The sequence below is a fragment of the Microbacterium paludicola genome (genome assembly GCF_039529675.1).
GTDB lineage: Bacteria > Actinomycetota > Actinomycetes > Actinomycetales > Microbacteriaceae > Microbacterium > Microbacterium paludicola.
The window spans coordinates 36,814-54,276 of sequence record NZ_BAAANG010000035.1 but is presented as its reverse complement, the minus strand read 5'-3'; the positions used below and the strand labels follow the sequence as shown (position 1 = coordinate 54,276).

The following is a 17,463-nucleotide window of genomic DNA, read 5'->3' as shown; positions in this document are numbered from 1 at the left end:
CGCCGTCGGACCCGCCGCCGACCCCACCGGTCGTCGGCACCGGTCGTCGGCACCGGGCGATCTGCACGCGTCGCAGCTCCCGGGCAGGGCACCCCGCGAAGTCGCGAGGTCGTCGGAGGAGCGGGTTGTCACATGGTGCGGAGCGGCTACGGCGCGTCTCTAAGATGTCTCAGATGGATGCCGCCCGGAGGCGTCCACTGCGAGGCGGCGCGCCCGGCGCCCTCACCCAGGAGTACCAGTGGCACTGATCGTGCAGAAGTTCGGCGGATCGTCGGTCGCCGACGCCGAGAGCATCAAGCGCGTCGCGAAGCGCATCGTCGACACCCGCCGTGCCGGCCACGACGTGGTCGTCGCCGTGAGCGCGATGGGCGACACCACCGACGAGCTGCTCGACCTCGCGGCGCAGGTCGCCCCGATCCCGGCCCCGCGCGAGCTCGACCTGCTGCTCTCGAGCGGCGAGCGCATCTCGATGGCGCTGCTCGCGATGGCGATCCACTCGATGGGCTATGAGGCGCGCTCGTTCACGGGCAGCCAGGCCGGCATGATCACGACGGCCGACCACGGCGCCGCCCGCATCGTCGACGTCACCCCCGTGCGCCTGCGCGAGGCGCTCGACGAGGGCGCGATCGTCATCGTCGCGGGCTTCCAGGGGGTCAACCCCGACAAGAACGACATCACCACCCTCGGCCGCGGCGGCTCCGACACGACGGCCGTGGCGCTCGCGGCGGCTCTCGGCGCCGACGTCTGCGAGATCTACAGCGACGTCGACGGCATCTTCACCGCCGACCCGCGGGTGATCCCGCGGGCCCGAAAGCTCGAGACGGTCACCGCCGAGGAGATGCTCGAACTCGCCGCCAACGGCGCCAAGGTCCTCTACATCCGCGCGGTCGAGTACGCGCGGCGTCACGGCGTGCTCATCCACGCCCGTTCCACGTTCACCGCGAATGAGGGAACCTATGTCCTGGGGGAGGGCATGGCCGATCCCCGTCAGAGCAGCAAGGAGTCAGCGATGGCCGATGTCATCGGCATGGAGGAGCCCGTCGTCACGGGCGTCGCGATCGATCAGAGCCAGGCGAAGATCACGGTCGTCGGCGTCCCGGATGTCCCGGGCTCGGCGGCGGCGATCTTCTCGCTCGTCAACAAGACCGGCGCGAACATCGACATGATCGTGCAGAACGTGCAGTCGGCGCAGCCCGGCCGCACCGACATCTCGTTCACGCTTCCCAAGCAGTCGGCCGTCGAGGTGCTGAAGGTCCTCACCGCCGAGCAGGAGGCGATCGGGTACGACAGCATCGTGCACGACGACCAGATCGGCAAGCTGTCGGTCGTCGGCGCCGGGATGCGCACCCACTCGGGCGTCTCGCTCACGCTGTTCGAGGCGCTGAGCGCGGCGGGCGTGAACATCGAGATGATCTCGACCAGCGAGATCCGGATCTCGGTGGTGCTGCGGGGCGACGAGCTGAACCAGGCGGCGCGCGCGGTGCACACCGCCTACGGTCTCGACAGCGAGATCGAGGCGACCGTGTACGCCGGCACCGGGCGGTGAGCGTGCTCGCCGCGCTCTCCCTTCCTGCCGAGCTCACGACGCCCGACGGCGACCTCCTCGTCCGTGGCGCCGAGCCGGCGGATCTGGATGCCCTCATCGCGCTGATCGCCGCCGACCCGGTGAGCGCCGCGCGGGGCGACACCGCCGATGACGACGACAAGGCCGTGTACGCGCAGGCGCTCGAGGCCCTGCAGGCCGACCCCTCGAACGTGCAGCTCGTCGCCGAGCGCGGCGGCGAGGTGGTCGCCACCCTGCAGCTCACGCTGATCCCGGGGCTGTCGCGCCGCGGCGCGACGCGGCTGCAGGTCGAGACGGTCCGCGTGCGCGACGACCTGCGCTCCGCCGGCATCGGCCGCACGCTGATGCGCTGGGTGGGGGAGGCAGCCCCGACGCTCGGTGCGCAGCTGATCCAGCTGACCTCCGACGCGGAGCGCGTCCACGCCCACCGCTTCTACGAGCGGCTCGGCTACGAGGCGTCGCACGTCGGCTACAAGCTCACCGTCTGATGGCGATCCGGATCCGTCCCGTCACGCCCGACGACCGTCTCGCCTGGGCCGAGCTGTTCCGCGGCTACCGGGACTTCTATGCGCTCGAGCCGGATGACGCGGTGGTCGAGACCGTGTGGGGCTGGCTGATGGACGACGACCACGAGCTCGGCGGACTGGTGGCCGAGTTCGACGGAGCACCGGTCGGCATCGCGCACTGGCGCCGGTTCGCGCGGCCCTCCCGCGGCGGCACGGCGATCTTCCTCGACGACCTGTTCACCGCTCCGCAGGCCCGCGGAGCCGGCGTGGGACGCGCGCTCATCGCCCACCTGCAGCAGCTCGCCGCGGACGAGGGGCTGCTCGAGGTGCGCTGGATCACCAGTGAGACGAACACCGACGCCCAGCGCCTCTACGACCGCGTGGCCGAGCGCGTGCCCTTCTTCACGTACATCGCGAAGCCCGCCTGACCCGTCGGACGGTCACGCACCGCGCGCTTCCTGCCACGGAGCGTCATCCCGGTCTTCGCGGGGGCGTGCCGCCGGTACAATCGACCAACCCCGCCACGCTCCATCCCGAGGATCAGCCATGACCCGCATCTCCGATTCAGGACTCTCTCTCGCCGTCGTCGGCGCCACCGGCCAGGTCGGCACCGTGATGCGCGAGATTCTCGCGGAGCGCGCGTTCCCGATCCGCGAGCTGCGCCTGTTCGCCACGGCACGCTCAGCCGGCACGACCATCCAGTTCCAGGGCGTCGACGTCGTGGTCGAGGACGTCGCCACGGCCGACCCGGCGGGCATCGACATCGCGCTGTTCTCGGCCGGTGCGACGGGCAGCCGCGCGCACGCCCCGCGCTTCGCGGAGGCCGGCGCGGTCGTGATCGACAACTCCAGCGCCTGGCGCATGGACCCCGAGGTGCCGCTTGTCGTCAGCGAGGTGAACCCGCACGCGATCGCCGAGGCCGTGAAGGGCATCATCGCCAACCCGAACTGCACGACGATGGCGGCGATGCCCGTCCTGAAGGTGCTCGACGCCGAGGCCGGCCTCGAGAGGCTCACCGTCAGCACGTACCAGGCGGTGTCCGGCTCCGGGCTCGCCGGCGCGAACGAGCTGCTGGGCCAGGTCGAGGCGGTCCTGGCGCAGGACGACGTCCTCGGTCTTGTGCACGACGGATCCGCGGTCGAGTTCCCGGCCCCCGAGAAGTACGTCGCCCCGATCGCGTTCGGCGTCATCCCGTTCGCCGGCAACCTCGTCGAGGACGGCCTGAACGAGACGGACGAGGAGAAGAAGCTCCGCAACGAGAGCCGCAAGATCCTCGAGCTGCCCGAGCTGCGCGTGTCGGGGACCTGCGTGCGCGTCCCGGTGTTCACGGGCCACTCGCTCTCGATCAACGCCGAGTTCGCGCGCGACATCACGCCCGTGCGTGCCCGCGAGCTGCTCGCCGACGCCCCGGGCGTCGCGCTGGACGAGGTGCCCACGCCCCTGAAGGCGGCCGGCAAGGACCCGAGCTTCGTCGGTCGCATCCGCCCCGACCTCGCCGCCGCGGAGGGCAAGGGGCTCGCGCTGTTCATCTCGAACGACAACCTGCGCAAGGGCGCGGCCCTCAACGCCGTGCAGATCGCCGAGCTCGTCGCCGCGGACATCCAGGCCCGCGCGACCGTCTGACCCCTCGCTCGCTTTCCCGGGCCGCAAGAACACCCGTTCTTGCGGCCCGCCGGCGTCCCGGCGGTCAGGTGGCGCTCAGGGCCGGAACTAGGATGGACGGGTGAGCGAAACCGTCGACGTCGTGCTCATCGGTGGCGGAATCATGAGCGCCACCCTGGGCACACTTCTCAAAGAACTTCAGCCCGACTGGAAGATCGTCGCCTTCGAGCGACAGGGCGAGGTGGCGCAGGAGAGCTCCAACGCCTGGAACAACGCGGGCACGGGCCACGCGGCGCTGTGCGAGCTGAACTACATGCCCGACGCCGAGGACCCGTCCAAGGCCGTGCAGATCAACGAGCAGTTCCAGCAGAGCCGCCAGCTGTGGGCGTCGCTCATCGCGAAGGGCGTGCTCGACGAGCCGTCGACCTTCATCAGCGCGACCCCGCACATGACATTCGTGCGCGGTGAGAAGGACGTGGCGTATCTGAAGCGCCGCTACGAGACGCTCAAGCAGCAGCCGCTGTTCGCGGGCATCGAGTACTCCGAGGACTCGCGCGTCATCAACCAGTGGGCGCCGCTGCTCATGCAGAAGCGCCGCAAGAGCGACGAGCCGTTCGCGGCGACCCGCACGCCGTCGGGCACCGATGTGGACTTCGGGGCCCTGACCCGCCAGCTGTTCGACCACCTCACCGGCAACGGCGCGGAGCTGCGCCTGAACCACGAGGTGAAGACGCTGAAGCGTCAGAAGGACGGCACCTGGCTCGTGAAGTACCGCGGCAAGGTCGGCCAGACGCCGGGCGAGGTCCGCGCGCGCTTTGTGTTCGTCGGCGCGGGCGGCTGGGCGATCAAGCTGCTGCAGGCATCGAAGATCAAGGAGATCCGCGGCTACGGCGTCTTCCCGATCGGCGGGCAGTTCCTCAAGACCACAAACCCCGAGCTCGTCGCCGCGCACCGCGCCAAGGTGTACTCGCAGGCCGCCGTGGGCGCGCCGCCGATGTCGGTGCCGCACCTCGACGCGCGCATGGTCGACGGCGAGGGCTCGCTGATGTTCGGCCCGTTCGCGACGTTCAGCCCGAAGTTCCTCAAGAACGGCTCGCTGCTCGACATCGTCACGCAGGTGCGCGCGCACAACCTCGGCTCGATGCTGAAGGTCGGCGCGACGAACCTCGACCTCGTGAAGTACCTGGTCAGCGAGCTGCTGAAGAGCCGCAAGAAGAAGCTCGACAGCCTGCGCGAGTTCATGCCCACCGCGAAGGACGAGGACTGGGAGCTGATCCAGGCCGGCCAGCGCGCGCAGGTCATGAAGGGCGGCAAGCTCCAGTTCGGCACCGAGGTCGTCTCCTCGGCAGACGGCTCGATCGCCGGCCTGCTCGGCGCCTCGCCGGGTGCCTCGACCGCGGCGACGATCATGCTGAACGTGCTGAAGAACTGCTTCGCCGACCGGATCGGCGAGTGGGAGCCGAAGCTGCGTGAACTGATCCCGACGTACGGCGACTTCCTGAACGACGACGCCGCCAAGGCCGAGGCATCGACCGCGGTGACCGCCGAGGCGCTGCGCATCACCGCGTGACCCTCATCACGGTCTCGGCGATCGCGTTCGTGCGCGACGACGGGCGCGTCCTGACCGTCCGCAAGCGCGGCACGTCCCGCTGGATGCTGCCGGGCGGCAAGCCGGAGCCCGGGGAGCGGGCGATCGACACGGCGGTCCGCGAGGTGCGCGAGGAGCTGGGCGTCGACATCCTGCCCGACGAGCTCGAGCTGCTCGGCGCGTTCGACTCGCACGCCGCGAACGAGGCGGATCACGCGCTGCGCGCCACCGTCTTCCTGACGCGCAGGACGGTGGATCCGGTCGTGCAGGCCGAGATCGACGACCTGCGCTGGGTGGATCCGGCGGATCCGGATGACGCCGAGGCCCCGCTCAACCGCGACATCGTCTTCCCGCTGCTGACCCGACGGGCCTGAGCCGGCCGCTGCCCGGAGGGGGCGAATCGGATCCGGATCTCCCTGCCGGGCGTCGGCGAGCGCTCGTATGCTGGCAGGACCCCCCTCCCGGAGCACTGGCGGACCGATGAGCACACCTCAGAGACATCCCTCGAGCACCGACGCGCGCCGCGCCGTGTTCGAGTTCGACCAGGCCGTCGACCGCATCGCGGAGGAAGCGGGCTTCCTCGCGCTCGGACCGCACCAGCAGGCGGCGCGATTCCTCGCGGAGGCGCACCGGATGCTCGACGACGTGCGCGTCGTGATGCACCGCATCGACGCCGGGTCGCACGACCCGATCCTGCGCCCGAGCGCCCAGCGCCGCATGCATGCCACGGCCGTCCAGCTCGCCCAGGCGGGTCTCGTCGATGCCGAGCGCGTGACGGTGACGGCCCAGCGGCTGAAGACGCAGGTCATCGCCCCGGAGGCGATCCGCGGCGGATCGATGAAGGGCGTGCTCGTGGGGCCGCTGCGCGACGGCGCGGCGAAGGTCACCGCCTGGAGCGTCGAGAAGTGGACGGGATCGCCCCTCATCCCGGGTCAGCTGCAGAGCACGGCGGCCGTCGCCGCCGCGACGACGGCGGCCGAGCGGATCGCCCAGCGCGGCCGGGTGCCCGCGCGGCGCGCAGGGAGCGCGCCGGCGCGTGCCTGGCGTCGCGCGGGCATCATCTCGGCGGTCACCGGCGGCGGCGCCCTCGCGGCGTACGGCGGCTGGACGCTTCTCGCCCAGCTGCTCGGCCTGCTCTAGGGGCGAGGCTCCGAAGCGCGCACGCACCACGGCCTAGGCTGGGGACGTGGCCAAACTGTACTTCCGCTACGGCGCGATGAACTCGGGGAAGTCGACGTCCCTGCTGCAGGCGGCCTACAACTACGAGGAGCGCGGGCAGCGGGTGCTGCTGGCGAAGCCCGCCATCGACACCAAGGGCGCCGGCCAGATCGAGTCGCGCCTCGGCGTCACGCGCGATGTCGACTTCCTGATCGGCCCCGACGACTCGGTGCGCGAGCTGTTCCGCGCCCAGCGCGAGCGCGTCCAGGCGGCGGATGACGCGCTGATCCCGGGCGACGCGACCCCGGATGTCGCGTGCCTGCTTGTCGACGAGGCGCAGTTCCTCACCGGGCCGCAGGTCGACGATCTCTTCCGGATCGCAGTCGAGGACGGCATTCCCGTGATGGCATACGGCATCCGCACCGATTTCCGCACCGAGGCGTTCCCCGGGTCGCGCCGGCTGCTCGAGATCGCGCACTCTCTCGAGGAGCTGAAGACGATCTGCCGCTGCGGCCGCAAGGCCCTGTTCAACGGCCGCGTGATCGGCGGCAGGTTCGTGTTCGACGGCGACCAGGTGGCGATCGACGCCGCCACGGCCGCGATCAAGGACGAGCACTTCGTCACCTACGAATCGCTCTGCGGCGCCTGCTATCTCGAGGAGTCCGGCGGAGTGCTCGCGCCGCGGTGAGCGCTCGTGATCATTCGGTCGAGCGAGCCAGCCGCGTCTGAAAAGATGAACGCATGAAGGTTCTTCTCGCCGGCGGTGCCGGATACATCGGCGCCCACACGGCCGTCGCCCTCCTCGATGCCGGTCACGAGGTCGTGCTGCTCGACAACCTCGGCAACACGAGCGCCGTGGTCGAGCAGCGGATCGAGCAGATCACCGGCAAGAAGACGCCGCTCGTCGTCGGCGACGCCGCGGACGACGAGATCGTGGAGGGCGCGTTCACCGCCCACGGTCCGTTCGACGCGATCATCCACTTCGCGGCGCACAAGGCGGTGGGGGAGTCGACGCAGAAGCCCCTCGACTACTACGCCAACAACCTCGACTCGACGTTCGCGCTGCTGCGCGTCGGCCTCGCGAACGGCATCCGCTCGTTCGTCTTCTCGAGCACCGGTACGGTCTACTCCGACCCGGCCGACCTGCCGTTCACGGAGGACGCGACGCGCAACCTCGTCGAGCTGTCGAACCCGTACTCGAAGACGAAGCTGATGAACGAGGTCGTCCTTCAGGACGTCCAGAGCGTCAACCCCGAGGTCAGCATCACCTCGCTGCGGTACTTCAACCCGGTCGGCGCGCACGAGTCCGGCCTTATCGGCGAGGACCCGCAGGGCATCCCGAACAACCTCATGCCCTTCGTCGCGCGGGTCGCAGTGGGCCGACTCGAGAAGATCGGCATCTTCGGCGACGACTACGACACCCCGGACGGCACCGGCCAGCGCGACTACATCCACGTTGTCGACCTCGCCGAGGGCCACGTCGCGGCGCTGGAGAAGGCGCAGCCGGGCTTCGCCGTCTACAACCTCGGCACCGGGCAGCCGGTGAGCGTGCTCGAGCTGATCGCGTCGTTCGAGAAGGCGATCGGCCGCGAGCTGCCCAAGGAGTTCCAGCCGCGCCGGCCCGGCGACCTCGCCGTCACCTACTGCGACCCCGCGAAGGCCGAGCGCGAGCTCGGCTGGAAGGCGCGCCTGACGATCGACGACATGACCCGCGACGTCTGGAACTGGCAGCAGAAGAACCCCGGCGGCTATGAGGGCTGAGCCGGCCCTTCCTCGTTCGTTGAGCGAGCGGAGCGAGTCGAAACGCCGCTGATCCTGCGTGCTCGCACTACCCGACCCGACGCGACGCGTTGCGTGGTCTGACCACAGGGGTTACTGTGGTCAGACCATAGGTCGTCCGGTCCGGGAGGTGGCGCGATGCCGCAGGGTGAGTCGTCGCCGCGCGCCTGGCGCACCGTACTCGAGCGGATCGAGGCCGATCTGCTCGAGGGACGGCTCGGCCCCGGCGACCGCCTCCCGGGCGAGCGCGAGCTCGCCGCGAACCTCGGCGTCGGACGCTCGAGCGTGCGCGAGGCGCTGCGGGTGCTGGAGTCGATGGGGCTCGTGCGCACGGCATCCGGATCCGGCCCGTCCGCCGGCGCGATGATCGTCGCCACGCCACAGGGCGGGATCGCCACCTTGCTGCGGCTGCAGCTCGCGGCGCAGGGTTTCCCCTTCTCGGATGTCGTCGCGAGCCGCGCGGTGCTCGAGGGCTCGGTCGTCGAGTCGCTCGCTGCGGCGATCCGCGACGGGCAGGATCCGGATCTCGCGGAGTCAGAGCGACTGCTGCTGGCCATGGCCGACGACGACCTCGAGCCCGAGGACTTCCTCGCGCTCGACGCGAGGTTCCATCTGTCGCTCGCCGAGGCATCCGGCAACGTCGTCATCGCGGCCGTCATGGCAGGCCTGCGCACGGCGATCGAGGCCTACGCGCGCCAGGGCGCCGCCGCGGTGGCCGACTGGCCCGCGCTCGTCGCCGACCTGCGCGACGAGCACGCGGCCGTCCTCGACGCCGTCCGCACGGGCGACCCCGAACTCGCGCGCGAGCGCGTGCGATCCCACATCACCGGCTTCTACGCGCGGACGCACCTCACCGGTTCCGCGCCCCGACAGAAAGGCTCCTGATGGTCAAGCGGCAGTTCCCGAACCCCAAGGACGTCTTCGAGTACGTCCAGCTCAAGAAGCCGTCGTTCGGCGGCAAGGAGCGCCGGCTGCAGGATGCGCTCACGATCGCCGACCTGCGGCTGATCGCGAAGCGCCGCACGCCGAAGGCCGCGTTCGACTACACGGACGGCGCCGCCGAGGGAGAGCTGTCGATCCTGCGCGCGCGCCAGGCGTTCGAGGACATCGAGTTCCACCCCGACATCCTGCGCCCGGCCGAGGACGTCGACACATCCACGCAGATCCTCGGCGGGCCGAGCGCGATGCCGTTCGGCATCGCGCCGACCGGCTTCACCCGCCTGATGCAGACCGAGGGTGAGACCGCGGGCGCGGGGGCGGCAGGCGCGGCGGGCATCCCGTTCACGCTGTCGACCCTCGGCACGACGTCGATCGAGGACGTGAAGGCCGCGAACCCGCACGGCCGCAACTGGTTCCAGCTGTACGTGCTGCGTGATCGCGAGGTGTCGTACGGCCTCGTGAAGCGCGCGGCCGAGGCCGGATTCGACACGCTTCACTTCACGGTCGACACCCCCGTCGCCGGAAACCGGATGCGCGACTACCGCAACGGGTTCTCCATCCCGCCCCAGCTGACGATCAAGACCGTCCTCGACACGCTGCCGCGGCCGTGGTGGTGGTTCGACTTCCTGACGACGCCGAAGCTCGAGTTCGCGTCGCTGAAGTCGACCGGCGGCACGGTCGGCGACCTCATCGGCCAGGCGATGGATCCGACGATCAGCTACGAGGACCTCGCCACGATCCGCGAGATGTGGCCGGGCAAGATCGTGATCAAGGGCGTGCAGAACGTGCCCGACGCGGTGAAGCTCATCGACCTGGGCGTCGACGGAATCGTGCTGTCGAACCACGGCGGGCGCCAGCTCGACCGGGCGCCGATCCCGTTCCACCTGCTGCCGAAGGTCGTGCGCGAGGTCGGCAAGGACGCCACGGTGATGATCGACACGGGCATCATGAACGGCGCGGACATCGTCGCGTCGGTGGCGCTGGGAGCGAAGTTCACCCTCATCGGCCGCGCCTACCTCTACGGCCTCATGGCCGGCGGCCGGGCGGGTGTGGACCGCACCATCGCCATCCTGCGCAGCGAGATCGAGCGCACGATGAAGCTGCTCGGGGTGAGCTCGCTCGAGGAGCTCGAGCCCCGCCACGTCACGCAGCTCACGCGCGTCGCGCCGGTCTCCGTTGCCTACGGCGAGGCGGCCGAGGCGCTCGCGCCGAAGGCGCAGCCGGTGCGCACCCCGCGCGCGGCCGCATCCAAGCCCGCCGCGACCAAGGCACCCGCGAAGCCCCGCGCGAAGAGCGCCGCGGCGAAGACTGCCGCGAAGCCCGGCACCACCCCGCTCGAGGCGGCCGAGCAGACCTCCGACACGGTCGGCGCGGCGGAGGAGGGCCTCACGCCTGGTCGCTGACCACCGGTCGTTGAGCGGAGCGCAGCCTTCGGCGAGGTGCGGACGGTTTCGACTCGCTCGTTCCTCGCTCGCTCAACCCGTTTCGACGTGCGTTCGCTGGCGCTCACTCCCGCTCAACGACCGGAACGGGGTGAATCGCCCCACCGGTCGTTGAGCGGAGCGAAGCGGAGTCGAAACGGGCTGAGCGAGCGCCAGCGAGTCGAAGCCGGGCTTGCAGCTCTCGGCATCGTCCGGGCGGTTTCGACTCGCTCGTTCCTCGCTCGCTCAACCCGTTTCGACGTGCGTTCGCTGGCGCTCACTCCCGCTCAACGACCGGGACGGGCTGAACCCCACCGATGCTCAACGACCGGGACGGGGTGAACCCCCACCGGTGCTCAACGACCGGGACGGGGTGAATCGCCCCACCGGTCGTTGAGCGGAGCGAAGCGGAGTCGAAACGGGCTGAGCGAGCGCCAGCGAGTCGAAGCCGACCGCAGCCCGCCTCAGCCCCGTTCGGGCAGTGTCTCGAGTAGCGCGTCGAGCTTCTCGGCCGTGTCTTCCCATCCCGTGACCGAGATGCATTCGATGTCGCCCATGGCGAGGACGGGGTAGTCGTTGCCGTCGGGGTCGAGCCGGTCGCCGTAGAACAGCATCGCGGCCAGCGGGACGCCGGTCTCTTCGGCGAGGCGGCGCATGCCGTAGGCCTTGTCGATGCCCTTGCGGGTGATGTCCACCGACGTCGATCCGCCCGAGCGCACCTCGAGGTCGGGCACGCGGGCGGCGACGGCGTCGCGCAGCAGGGACTTGCGCTCCCCGGTCGGGTCCCACGCCTTCTTCGCGTCCACCGGGGCGGCCTGCCCGAGGGCGGAGAAGGTGATCTGCGATCCGCGGTCTTCGAGGATGGGCCCCCAGGTCTCGGTCTCCCACAGTCCGAGGCGTCGGGCTTCTTCTTCGACGGCGGTGAGGGCGCGGTGCTTCTCGTCGTCGGTGAGGTCCTGGGCGTAGAGCATCACGAGCTCGTCCCCGGAGAAGCGGTAGTACTGGGTGCCGCAGGTGGGAAGCAGGTGCAGGTGCGACAGCGTCTCAGCGGGAGCGTGGGGGAGCCGATCGACGACCTGGGCACGGAACTGGGCGATCTGCCCGCCGGAGATGATGGCGACCTCGACCCGCTCCGCAAGCCGGATCAGCAGGTCGCCGATGCGAGGGTCGATGGGGCTCTTCGAGGGGGCGAGCGTGTCATCCAGATCGAACGACACGACCCGGGGCGCGAGGGTCATGCGTTCAAGCCTAAGCGCGGCGCCGCAGCGCCCATACGCTGGGAGGCATGACGGCGCTCCTCCCTGACCACTCGTCGGATCCCGCCCAGAAGGCGAAGCACGCCGCCTCGTTCGGCGCGGCCGCCGAGCTGTACGAGCGGGCCCGACCGGGGTACCCGGATGACGCGGTCGCGTGGCTCGTCGGGCCCGACGCCCGCGATGTGGTCGACGTGGGCGCCGGCACGGGAAAGCTCACCCGGCAGCTGATGGCACCCGGTCGGCGGGTGACGGCAGTGGACCACGACGCCGGGATGATCGCGGAGCTCTCGCGCCGGGTGCCGGAGGTCGAGGCGCGGCTCGGCCGAGCCGAGGCGCTGCCGCTTGCGGACGCGTCCGCAGACGCGCTCGTGTTCGGGCAGGCATGGCACTGGGTGGACGTGGCGGAGGCCTCGCGCGAGGCGGGCCGCGTGCTGCGACCGGGCGGTGTGCTGGGCCTCGTGTGGAACCTGCGCGACGACTCGGTGCCGTGGGTCGCGGAGTTCGGCGAGGTCATGCGCGGCTCGGACGCCGCCGGCATGTTCGCGAAGGGCGGCCCCGCCGTGGCCGCGCCGTTCGGGCCGATCGAGGAGCGCGTGTTCTCGTGGAGCACAACGCACACGCCCGAAAGCCTCGTCGAACTCGCCGCGTCGCGCAGCTACCTGCTCACGGCAGGGGACGACGAGCGCGCGGCCGTGCTCGCCGGCGTGCGCCGCCTGGGCGAGCGTGTCGCCGGACCCGACGGCACGATCGAGCTGCCGTACGTCACCCACGCGTTCCGCGCGATCCGGCCCTGATCACCCGCGGTCCGTCGCACCCCTTCCGATCAGGTAGACTTGCAGGGTTGCAAAACGGGGTGTGGCGCAGCTTGGTAGCGCGCGTCGTTCGGGACGACGAGGCCGCAGGTTCAAATCCTGTCACCCCGACCAAATGACAGAGGGACCAGCCGTATCGGCCGGTCCCTCTGTCGTTTCTCCCGCCGAAGTCAGACGGTCAGCGCCTTGCGCCATTCGGCGGCGAGGTACTCGAGGTCGTGATGCTCCACGGCGTGCCGGGTGACGCGCTCGAGCGTGTAGCCCGACTCGGCCCAGGCCCGCGCCTGCGGATCCCGCGGCACGGACTCATCCCCGGAGGCGGCGGGGATCGCGTCCCCATCCGGATCCGGGCGGTGAAGGCTGACCGCGCGCAGGGCCGTCCGCCAGCGCGACCGGGCCTGGTCTTCGGCGGCTTTGATCAGCATGGTCTCCAGGATGCCCGTGTCACGCCGGGGGACGAACACGCTGAGGTTGGCGAGCACGCTGCCGTCGGCCGGGGCCATGAGCTGTGCGGCGCCGGCTGCGCGTCCGGCGATGCGGGCGAGCAGCGGCACCCACGTCGCGGAGGACGTGTCCCGCAGGCGGGCGAGCACCTCGGCCGGATCCTGCGCGAGCGCGCTGGATCCGCTCTGCTCGCGCGTGACGGTCCCCGCGATCGTGACGTAGTCGAGGAAGTCGCGCGCATCGCGCGCATCGACGCTGTCCGGCAGCGCGACGGGCACGATCTCGACGGCGATCATCCACGCCATCCTGCCAGGCGGCATCCGGATCGCCCGGCTCACGCGCCCGCGGTGGGCGACGCCGGGCGCGAGGTCAGGTCAGCGCGGCGCGCACGAGCCCGGTCACGCGCTTCTCGACCTCGGGGGTCCACTTCAGCACCGCGAAGGCCGTCGGCCACATGTCGCCGTCGTCGAGGGCGGCCCGGTCCTCGAAGCCGATGGTGGAGTAGCGGGTCTTGAACTTGCCGGCCGGCTGCATGAACACGAAGATCTTTCCCTCGGCGTTCGCGAAGCCCGGCATCCCGTAGTACGTCTTGGGAACGAGCTCGGGCGCGACCTCCGACACCGACCGGTAGAACCCCTCCGCGAGGGCCTTGTCGTCGGCGTCGAGCTTCGCGATCGCCTCGAGCACCGCCTTCTCACCCGCGGCGCGGCTCTTGCCGGCCTTCTCCTGCTCGCGCAGCTCCTTCGCGCGCTGCTTGACCGCGTCGCGCTCTTCCTTGCTGAGCCCCTCGCTCATCCCATTCCTCCTGTCCAGACGCCCGGAGCGGGCGATGACCTCAGGCTAGGAGGCGGCAGGCGCGGGGCGCTTCTCGAATCCTGATCGATCAGGCGCGCGGGGCGAGCGTGATCAGCGACGCCTCGGGCCGGCACGCGAAGCGCACGGGCGCGTAGATCGAGTGGCCGAGGCCGGCGCTGACGTTCAAGGGCACCACGCGGCCGCGGTGGGTCCACGTCGACAGGCCGCGGGCCTGGCGCAGCGGGATGTCGCAGTTGGCCACGAGCGCGCCGTAGAACGGCACCCGCACCTGGCCGCCGTGGGTGTGCCCGGCGAACAGCACGTCGGCGCCGCGGTCGCTGAAGCCGTCGAGCACCCGCCGGTAGGGCGCGTGCGCGACCCCGAGGGTGAGCGGGGCGTCGGCCTGCTCGGCCAGCGCGGACGCCGCGGCGTCCATGTCGTCGAGGCCGTGGTGGGCGTCGCCCACGCCGAACAGGCGGATGCGCTGGCCGCGCACCGTCACCGTCGCGGCGCCGTTGTCGACGCTGTGCCACCCCAGCTCATCGGTCATGAACGCGTCGAGCGACGCCGTGTCGAGGCGCACCGCCTTCGGCGGGCGCTTCGAGGGCCCCGTGAAGTACAGGAACGGGTTACGCGGGCCGGGCCCGTACATGTCGTTCGAGCCGTGCACGAAGACCCCCGGCACGCCCGCGAGCGGCGAGAGCGCCTCGCGGACGCCGTCGAGGCCGTCGACGTGCCCGAGGTTGTCACCCGTGTTGATGACGAGGTCGGGGCGCAGGGAGACGAGCCCGGCCATCCACCGCTGCTTGCGGTGCTGCCAGGGCGCCATGTGCGCATCGGAGATGTGCAGGATGCGGATCGGCGCGGAGCCCGGTTCGAGCATCCGGATCACGTGGCGACGCACGGTGAACAGGTAGCGCTCGATCCCGACACCCCAGACGGCTGCGGCCGCGCCGGCCGCCGCAACGGCACCCAGCGCGGCCGCACCGCGAACGAGAGAACCCACTAGTCGTCGTCGCCGCACTTGCGGGCTTCGTAGTTCACGGTCACCGTGGCGCCCTGCGTGAGCACCTCGTCAGCCGCGGGGGAGGTGCCGGTGACCCGGCCCGCTCCGGCGTCCTTCGACTTCTCGCACTCGCCCTGCTGCGGCGTGAAGCCGGCGCTCGCGAGCGACGCGAAGGCGCTCTCCATCGACTGGCCCTTCACGTCCGGAACCGCGCTTCCCTTGCCGTTGCTCGGGTGGATCGTGACGGTCGTGCCGCCCGCGACGCGCCCGGCGCCCGGGTTCTGCGTCTCGATCACGCCCTCCGGCTGGGTGCCGGGCACCGGCTCGCCGACCGAGGGGATGAATCCCGCGGCCCAGAGAGTGTTCTCGGCGTCCTTGGTCGACATCCCGACCACGTTGGGAAGGTCGGACAGGATGAGCCGGCTCAGGTTCGGGTCCGGCGGCGGGAACTGGCTGCCCGCGTAGTGGGCGTTCGCGGCCCCCTGGATCGCCCGGGAGATCGGGTAGCGCAGGTCGGATACCGCACCGGCGTTCGTATACGTGCGGAACACGTCCGCCTCACCGCTGGCGTTGCCGACCCACACGAAGGTGGCGACCTTCGTCGATGCCTGCACCATCGAGGTCTGGATCTCCTCGTGCGTACCGGTCTTGCCGAGCACGGGGGTGCCGTCGTAGGCGTTCGCCTGGTTGCCGGTGCCGCCGTTCATCACGCCGGCGAGCGCGGATGCCGCCGTGGCCGCCACCTCGGGAGCGATCTTCTGCTCGCAGCTGGCCGACTCCGGCAGCGGCTGCTCCTCGCCGGCGGCGTTGGTGATCCGGTCGATCGCCTTCGGCGGGCACTGGATGCCGTTGTTCGCGATCGTCGCGTACACCGACGCCATCGTCATCGGGGCGATGTTGAACGAGCCCAGGATGTCGAACGGCACCGGGCCGCGCCCGATGTTCGGCTCCTTCTCCGTGGTGAGGTGCAGGCCGTCGCCCGTCGTCACGTCGAGGCGGTCCGCGACGCGCATGATGTCGCAGAGGTTCAGGCGCGACGCCATGGCGAAGTAGCCCGAGTTCAGCGAGTCCCTCGTGAACCGCGCCACCGAGCCGGTGTAGCCGCCCGTGTTGCGGAAATTCTCGACCTTGCTGGTCTGGGGGATGGGCGAGCCGTCGCAGTTGAAGCCCTGGAACGCCTGTCGGTTCACACCGTTGAGCGTCTCGTTGATCGAGTGGCCCTTCTCGAGCCAGTCGAGCAGCGTGAACACCTTGAAGGTCGAGCCGACCATGAAGCCCTGCGAGCTTCCGTGATCCTTGTCGGCGGCGTACACGATCGAGGTGCTGCCGGGCGGAGCCTCGGCGCTCTCGTTGAAGGTCGTGTTCTGCGCCATGGCGAGGATGCGCCCGGTGTTGGCCTCGAGCGAGACCGCCGTCGATCCGAAGTCCATGCCCGGGATGGTGGCCGGCGCGTAGTCCTTCATCGCCTGCTCGGCCGGGCCCTGGACGTTCGTGTCGAGCGTCGTGTAGATCTTCAGGCCACCGCGGCGCAGCGCGTCGGGACCGTAGTTCGGGTCTTTCTCGATGACCGTCTTGACGTACTGGCAGAAGTACGCCGATCCACCGGCCGCGGTGCAGCCCTTGGTACGCGGGTGGATGTTCGGCTCGATGGGGGAGGCGTGCGCCTCCTTGTACTCGGCCTCGGTGATCTTGCCGTCCTCGTACATGCGCGTGAGCACGTAGTTGCGGCGATCCTTCGTCTCGGCGTAGCCGCTCTCCTCCGTGTTGAGGACGGTGCCATCGCTTGTCGTGTACGTGCCCTCGGGACGGTCGATGCGGTACAGGTTCGGGTTCTGCACGATGCCGGCCAGGGTCGCCGCCTGCACGATGTTGAGGTCCTTCGACGAGACGCCGAAGTAGTACTGCGCGGCAGCCTCGATTCCGTACGTGATGCCGCCGAAGTTGGCGATGTTCAGGTACCCGAGGAGGATGTCGTTCTTCGAGTACTCCTTCTCGATGGCGATCGCGTAGCGCATCTCCTGCAGCTTGCGCTGGATGCCCTCGGGGCCTTCTGCCTGGATCGCCTGGGCATAGCAGGCCTGGCGCTCGTCCTCGTTGCCGGCATCCTTCTCGCACCGCTGGATCAGGACGTTCTTGACGTACTGCTGGCTGATCGACGAGCCACCGCGGGTCTGACCGCTGCCCTCGAGGTTGCTCGCCACGGCCTTCGCCGTGCCGAGCAGGTCGACGCCGCCGTGCTCGTAGTAGCGGGGGTCCTCACTGGACAGGATCGCGTCGTACATGACCGTCGACACCTCGTCGTACTCGACGGGCGTGCGGTTCTGGTCGTAGAACGAGGCGAGCTCATACGGCTTGTCGCTGTTCGGGTCATCGATGTAGATGGTGGTCGGCAGCATCGGCTGGTCGACTTTGAGGTCGCCCGGGAGCTTCTCGAACAGCGTGATCGCACTCGACGCCGCGTAGCCGGAGACGGCGATCGCGGGCGTGACCGTCGCGGTGATGAGCAGACCGGCGACCGCGCTCAGGCCGACGAGGCCGAGCAGGCCGCCGAGCACACCGCTGGCCGTCCTTTTTCCATGAGGCATAGGGTGAT

The 17,463-nt window shown here is 70.3% G+C and carries 16 protein-coding genes, 1 tRNA gene and 1 pseudogene; 13 read left to right on the top strand and 5 right to left on the bottom strand.

Annotated features, from left to right (window positions below):
- The first annotated feature begins 238 nt into the window (after positions 1-238).
- The 11 genes and pseudogenes from ABD161_RS13645 to ABD161_RS13595 form a co-directional block, all read left to right on the top strand.
- On the top strand, positions 239-1,546 hold the full coding sequence (locus ABD161_RS13645) for an aspartate kinase (protein ID WP_344004026.1): 1,308 nt from the start codon (positions 239-241) through the stop codon (positions 1,544-1,546).
- Positions 1,543-2,052: a GNAT family N-acetyltransferase gene (locus tag ABD161_RS13640; protein WP_344004023.1), complete on the top strand. Its 510-nt coding sequence runs from the start codon at positions 1,543-1,545 to the stop codon at positions 2,050-2,052. The genes ABD161_RS13645 and ABD161_RS13640 overlap by 4 nt, the downstream gene beginning before the upstream one ends.
- On the top strand, positions 2,052-2,498 hold the full coding sequence (locus ABD161_RS13635; protein ID WP_344004020.1) for a GNAT family N-acetyltransferase: 447 nt from the start codon (positions 2,052-2,054) through the stop codon (positions 2,496-2,498). The genes ABD161_RS13640 and ABD161_RS13635 overlap by 1 nt, the downstream gene beginning before the upstream one ends.
- Positions 2,499-2,616: 118 nt before the next feature.
- Positions 2,617-3,693: an aspartate-semialdehyde dehydrogenase gene (locus ABD161_RS13630; RefSeq protein ID WP_344004017.1), complete on the top strand. Its 1,077-nt coding sequence runs from the start codon at positions 2,617-2,619 to the stop codon at positions 3,691-3,693.
- A 100-nt stretch (positions 3,694-3,793) separates the two neighbouring features.
- The gene (gene mqo, locus ABD161_RS13625; RefSeq protein WP_344004014.1) at positions 3,794-5,242 is read left to right on the top strand and encodes a malate dehydrogenase (quinone); all 1,449 of its coding nucleotides are present in this window, start codon (positions 3,794-3,796) and stop codon (positions 5,240-5,242) included.
- Complete coding sequence (locus ABD161_RS13620; RefSeq protein ID WP_344004011.1) at positions 5,239-5,634, top strand: NUDIX hydrolase; 396 nt, start codon at positions 5,239-5,241, stop codon at positions 5,632-5,634. Before mqo ends, ABD161_RS13620 begins: the two co-directional genes overlap by 4 nt.
- Before the next feature lie 106 nt (positions 5,635-5,740).
- Positions 5,741-6,400 carry a hypothetical protein gene (locus ABD161_RS13615; protein WP_344004008.1) on the top strand — a complete coding sequence of 220 codons (660 nt, stop codon included), beginning with the start codon at positions 5,741-5,743 and terminating at the stop codon, positions 6,398-6,400.
- A 46-nt stretch (positions 6,401-6,446) separates the two neighbouring features.
- On the top strand, positions 6,447-7,106 hold the full coding sequence (locus ABD161_RS13610) for a thymidine kinase (protein WP_344004004.1): 660 nt from the start codon (positions 6,447-6,449) through the stop codon (positions 7,104-7,106).
- A gap of 53 nt (positions 7,107-7,159) precedes the next feature.
- The gene (gene galE / locus ABD161_RS13605; protein ID WP_344004001.1) at positions 7,160-8,179 is read left to right on the top strand and encodes a UDP-glucose 4-epimerase GalE; all 1,020 of its coding nucleotides are present in this window, start codon (positions 7,160-7,162) and stop codon (positions 8,177-8,179) included.
- A 156-nt stretch (positions 8,180-8,335) separates the two neighbouring features.
- Positions 8,336-9,082 (top strand): FadR/GntR family transcriptional regulator, encoded by a 747-nt coding sequence (locus tag ABD161_RS13600; protein ID WP_344003998.1) that lies wholly within the window; start codon positions 8,336-8,338, stop codon positions 9,080-9,082.
- A pseudogene (locus tag ABD161_RS13595) lies at positions 9,082-10,308 on the top strand (alpha-hydroxy acid oxidase); the annotation flags it as partial. The gene ABD161_RS13600 and the pseudogene ABD161_RS13595, both read left to right, overlap by 1 nt.
- A gap of 713 nt (positions 10,309-11,021) precedes the next feature.
- Here the strand turns inward: ABD161_RS13595 and ABD161_RS13590 are convergent.
- Positions 11,022-11,795: an HAD-IIB family hydrolase gene (locus tag ABD161_RS13590; RefSeq protein ID WP_344003992.1), complete on the bottom strand. Its 774-nt coding sequence runs from the start codon at positions 11,793-11,795 to the stop codon at positions 11,022-11,024.
- A 47-nt stretch (positions 11,796-11,842) separates the two neighbouring features.
- Here ABD161_RS13590 and ABD161_RS13585 point away from each other — a divergent pair, with 47 nt between their 5' ends.
- Together ABD161_RS13585 and ABD161_RS13580 are read left to right on the top strand one after the other, a co-directional pair.
- Positions 11,843-12,607 (top strand): class I SAM-dependent methyltransferase, encoded by a 765-nt coding sequence (locus ABD161_RS13585; protein WP_344003989.1) that lies wholly within the window; start codon positions 11,843-11,845, stop codon positions 12,605-12,607.
- Positions 12,608-12,662: 55 nt separating this feature from the next.
- Positions 12,663-12,739 (top strand) — tRNA-Pro (locus ABD161_RS13580).
- A 56-nt stretch (positions 12,740-12,795) separates the two neighbouring features.
- Here ABD161_RS13580 and ABD161_RS13575 read toward each other — a convergent pair.
- The 4 genes from ABD161_RS13575 to ABD161_RS13560 form a co-directional block, all read right to left on the bottom strand.
- The gene (locus ABD161_RS13575; RefSeq protein WP_344003986.1) at positions 12,796-13,365 is read right to left on the bottom strand and encodes a hypothetical protein; all 570 of its coding nucleotides are present in this window, start codon (positions 13,363-13,365) and stop codon (positions 12,796-12,798) included.
- A 73-nt stretch (positions 13,366-13,438) separates the two neighbouring features.
- The gene (locus ABD161_RS13570) at positions 13,439-13,864 is read right to left on the bottom strand and encodes a hypothetical protein (RefSeq protein ID WP_344003984.1); all 426 of its coding nucleotides are present in this window, start codon (positions 13,862-13,864) and stop codon (positions 13,439-13,441) included.
- An 88-nt stretch (positions 13,865-13,952) separates the two neighbouring features.
- Positions 13,953-14,870: a metallophosphoesterase gene (locus ABD161_RS13565; RefSeq protein WP_344003979.1), complete on the bottom strand. Its 918-nt coding sequence runs from the start codon at positions 14,868-14,870 to the stop codon at positions 13,953-13,955.
- A complete protein-coding gene (locus tag ABD161_RS13560; RefSeq protein ID WP_344003976.1) occupies positions 14,870-17,455 on the bottom strand; it encodes a transglycosylase domain-containing protein in 2,586 nt (861 codons plus the stop codon). Before ABD161_RS13560 ends, ABD161_RS13565 begins: the two co-directional genes overlap by 1 nt.
- Between the last annotated feature and the right edge of the window lie 8 nt (positions 17,456-17,463).

Bases quoted from the DNA above. Each gene is read 5' to 3' on its own strand.
- ABD161_RS13575 (WP_344003986.1), bottom strand. From the start codon at position 13,365: ATGATCGCCGTCGAGATCGTGCCCGTCGCGCTGCCGGACAGCGTCGAT.
- ABD161_RS13590 (WP_344003992.1), bottom strand. From the start codon at position 11,795: ATGACCCTCGCGCCCCGGGTCGTGTCGTTCGATCTGGATGACACGCTC.
- ABD161_RS13560 (WP_344003976.1), bottom strand. From the start codon at position 17,455: ATGCCTCATGGAAAAAGGACGGCCAGCGGTGTGCTCGGCGGCCTGCTC.
- galE (WP_344004001.1), top strand. From the start codon at position 7,160: ATGAAGGTTCTTCTCGCCGGCGGTGCCGGATACATCGGCGCCCACACG.
- ABD161_RS13570 (WP_344003984.1), bottom strand. From the start codon at position 13,864: ATGAGCGAGGGGCTCAGCAAGGAAGAGCGCGACGCGGTCAAGCAGCGC.
- ABD161_RS13635 (WP_344004020.1), top strand. From the start codon at position 2,052: ATGGCGATCCGGATCCGTCCCGTCACGCCCGACGACCGTCTCGCCTGG.
- ABD161_RS13600 (WP_344003998.1), top strand. From the start codon at position 8,336: ATGCCGCAGGGTGAGTCGTCGCCGCGCGCCTGGCGCACCGTACTCGAG.
- ABD161_RS13585 (WP_344003989.1), top strand. From the start codon at position 11,843: ATGACGGCGCTCCTCCCTGACCACTCGTCGGATCCCGCCCAGAAGGCG.
- ABD161_RS13630 (WP_344004017.1), top strand. From the start codon at position 2,617: ATGACCCGCATCTCCGATTCAGGACTCTCTCTCGCCGTCGTCGGCGCC.
- ABD161_RS13615 (WP_344004008.1), top strand. From the start codon at position 5,741: ATGAGCACACCTCAGAGACATCCCTCGAGCACCGACGCGCGCCGCGCC.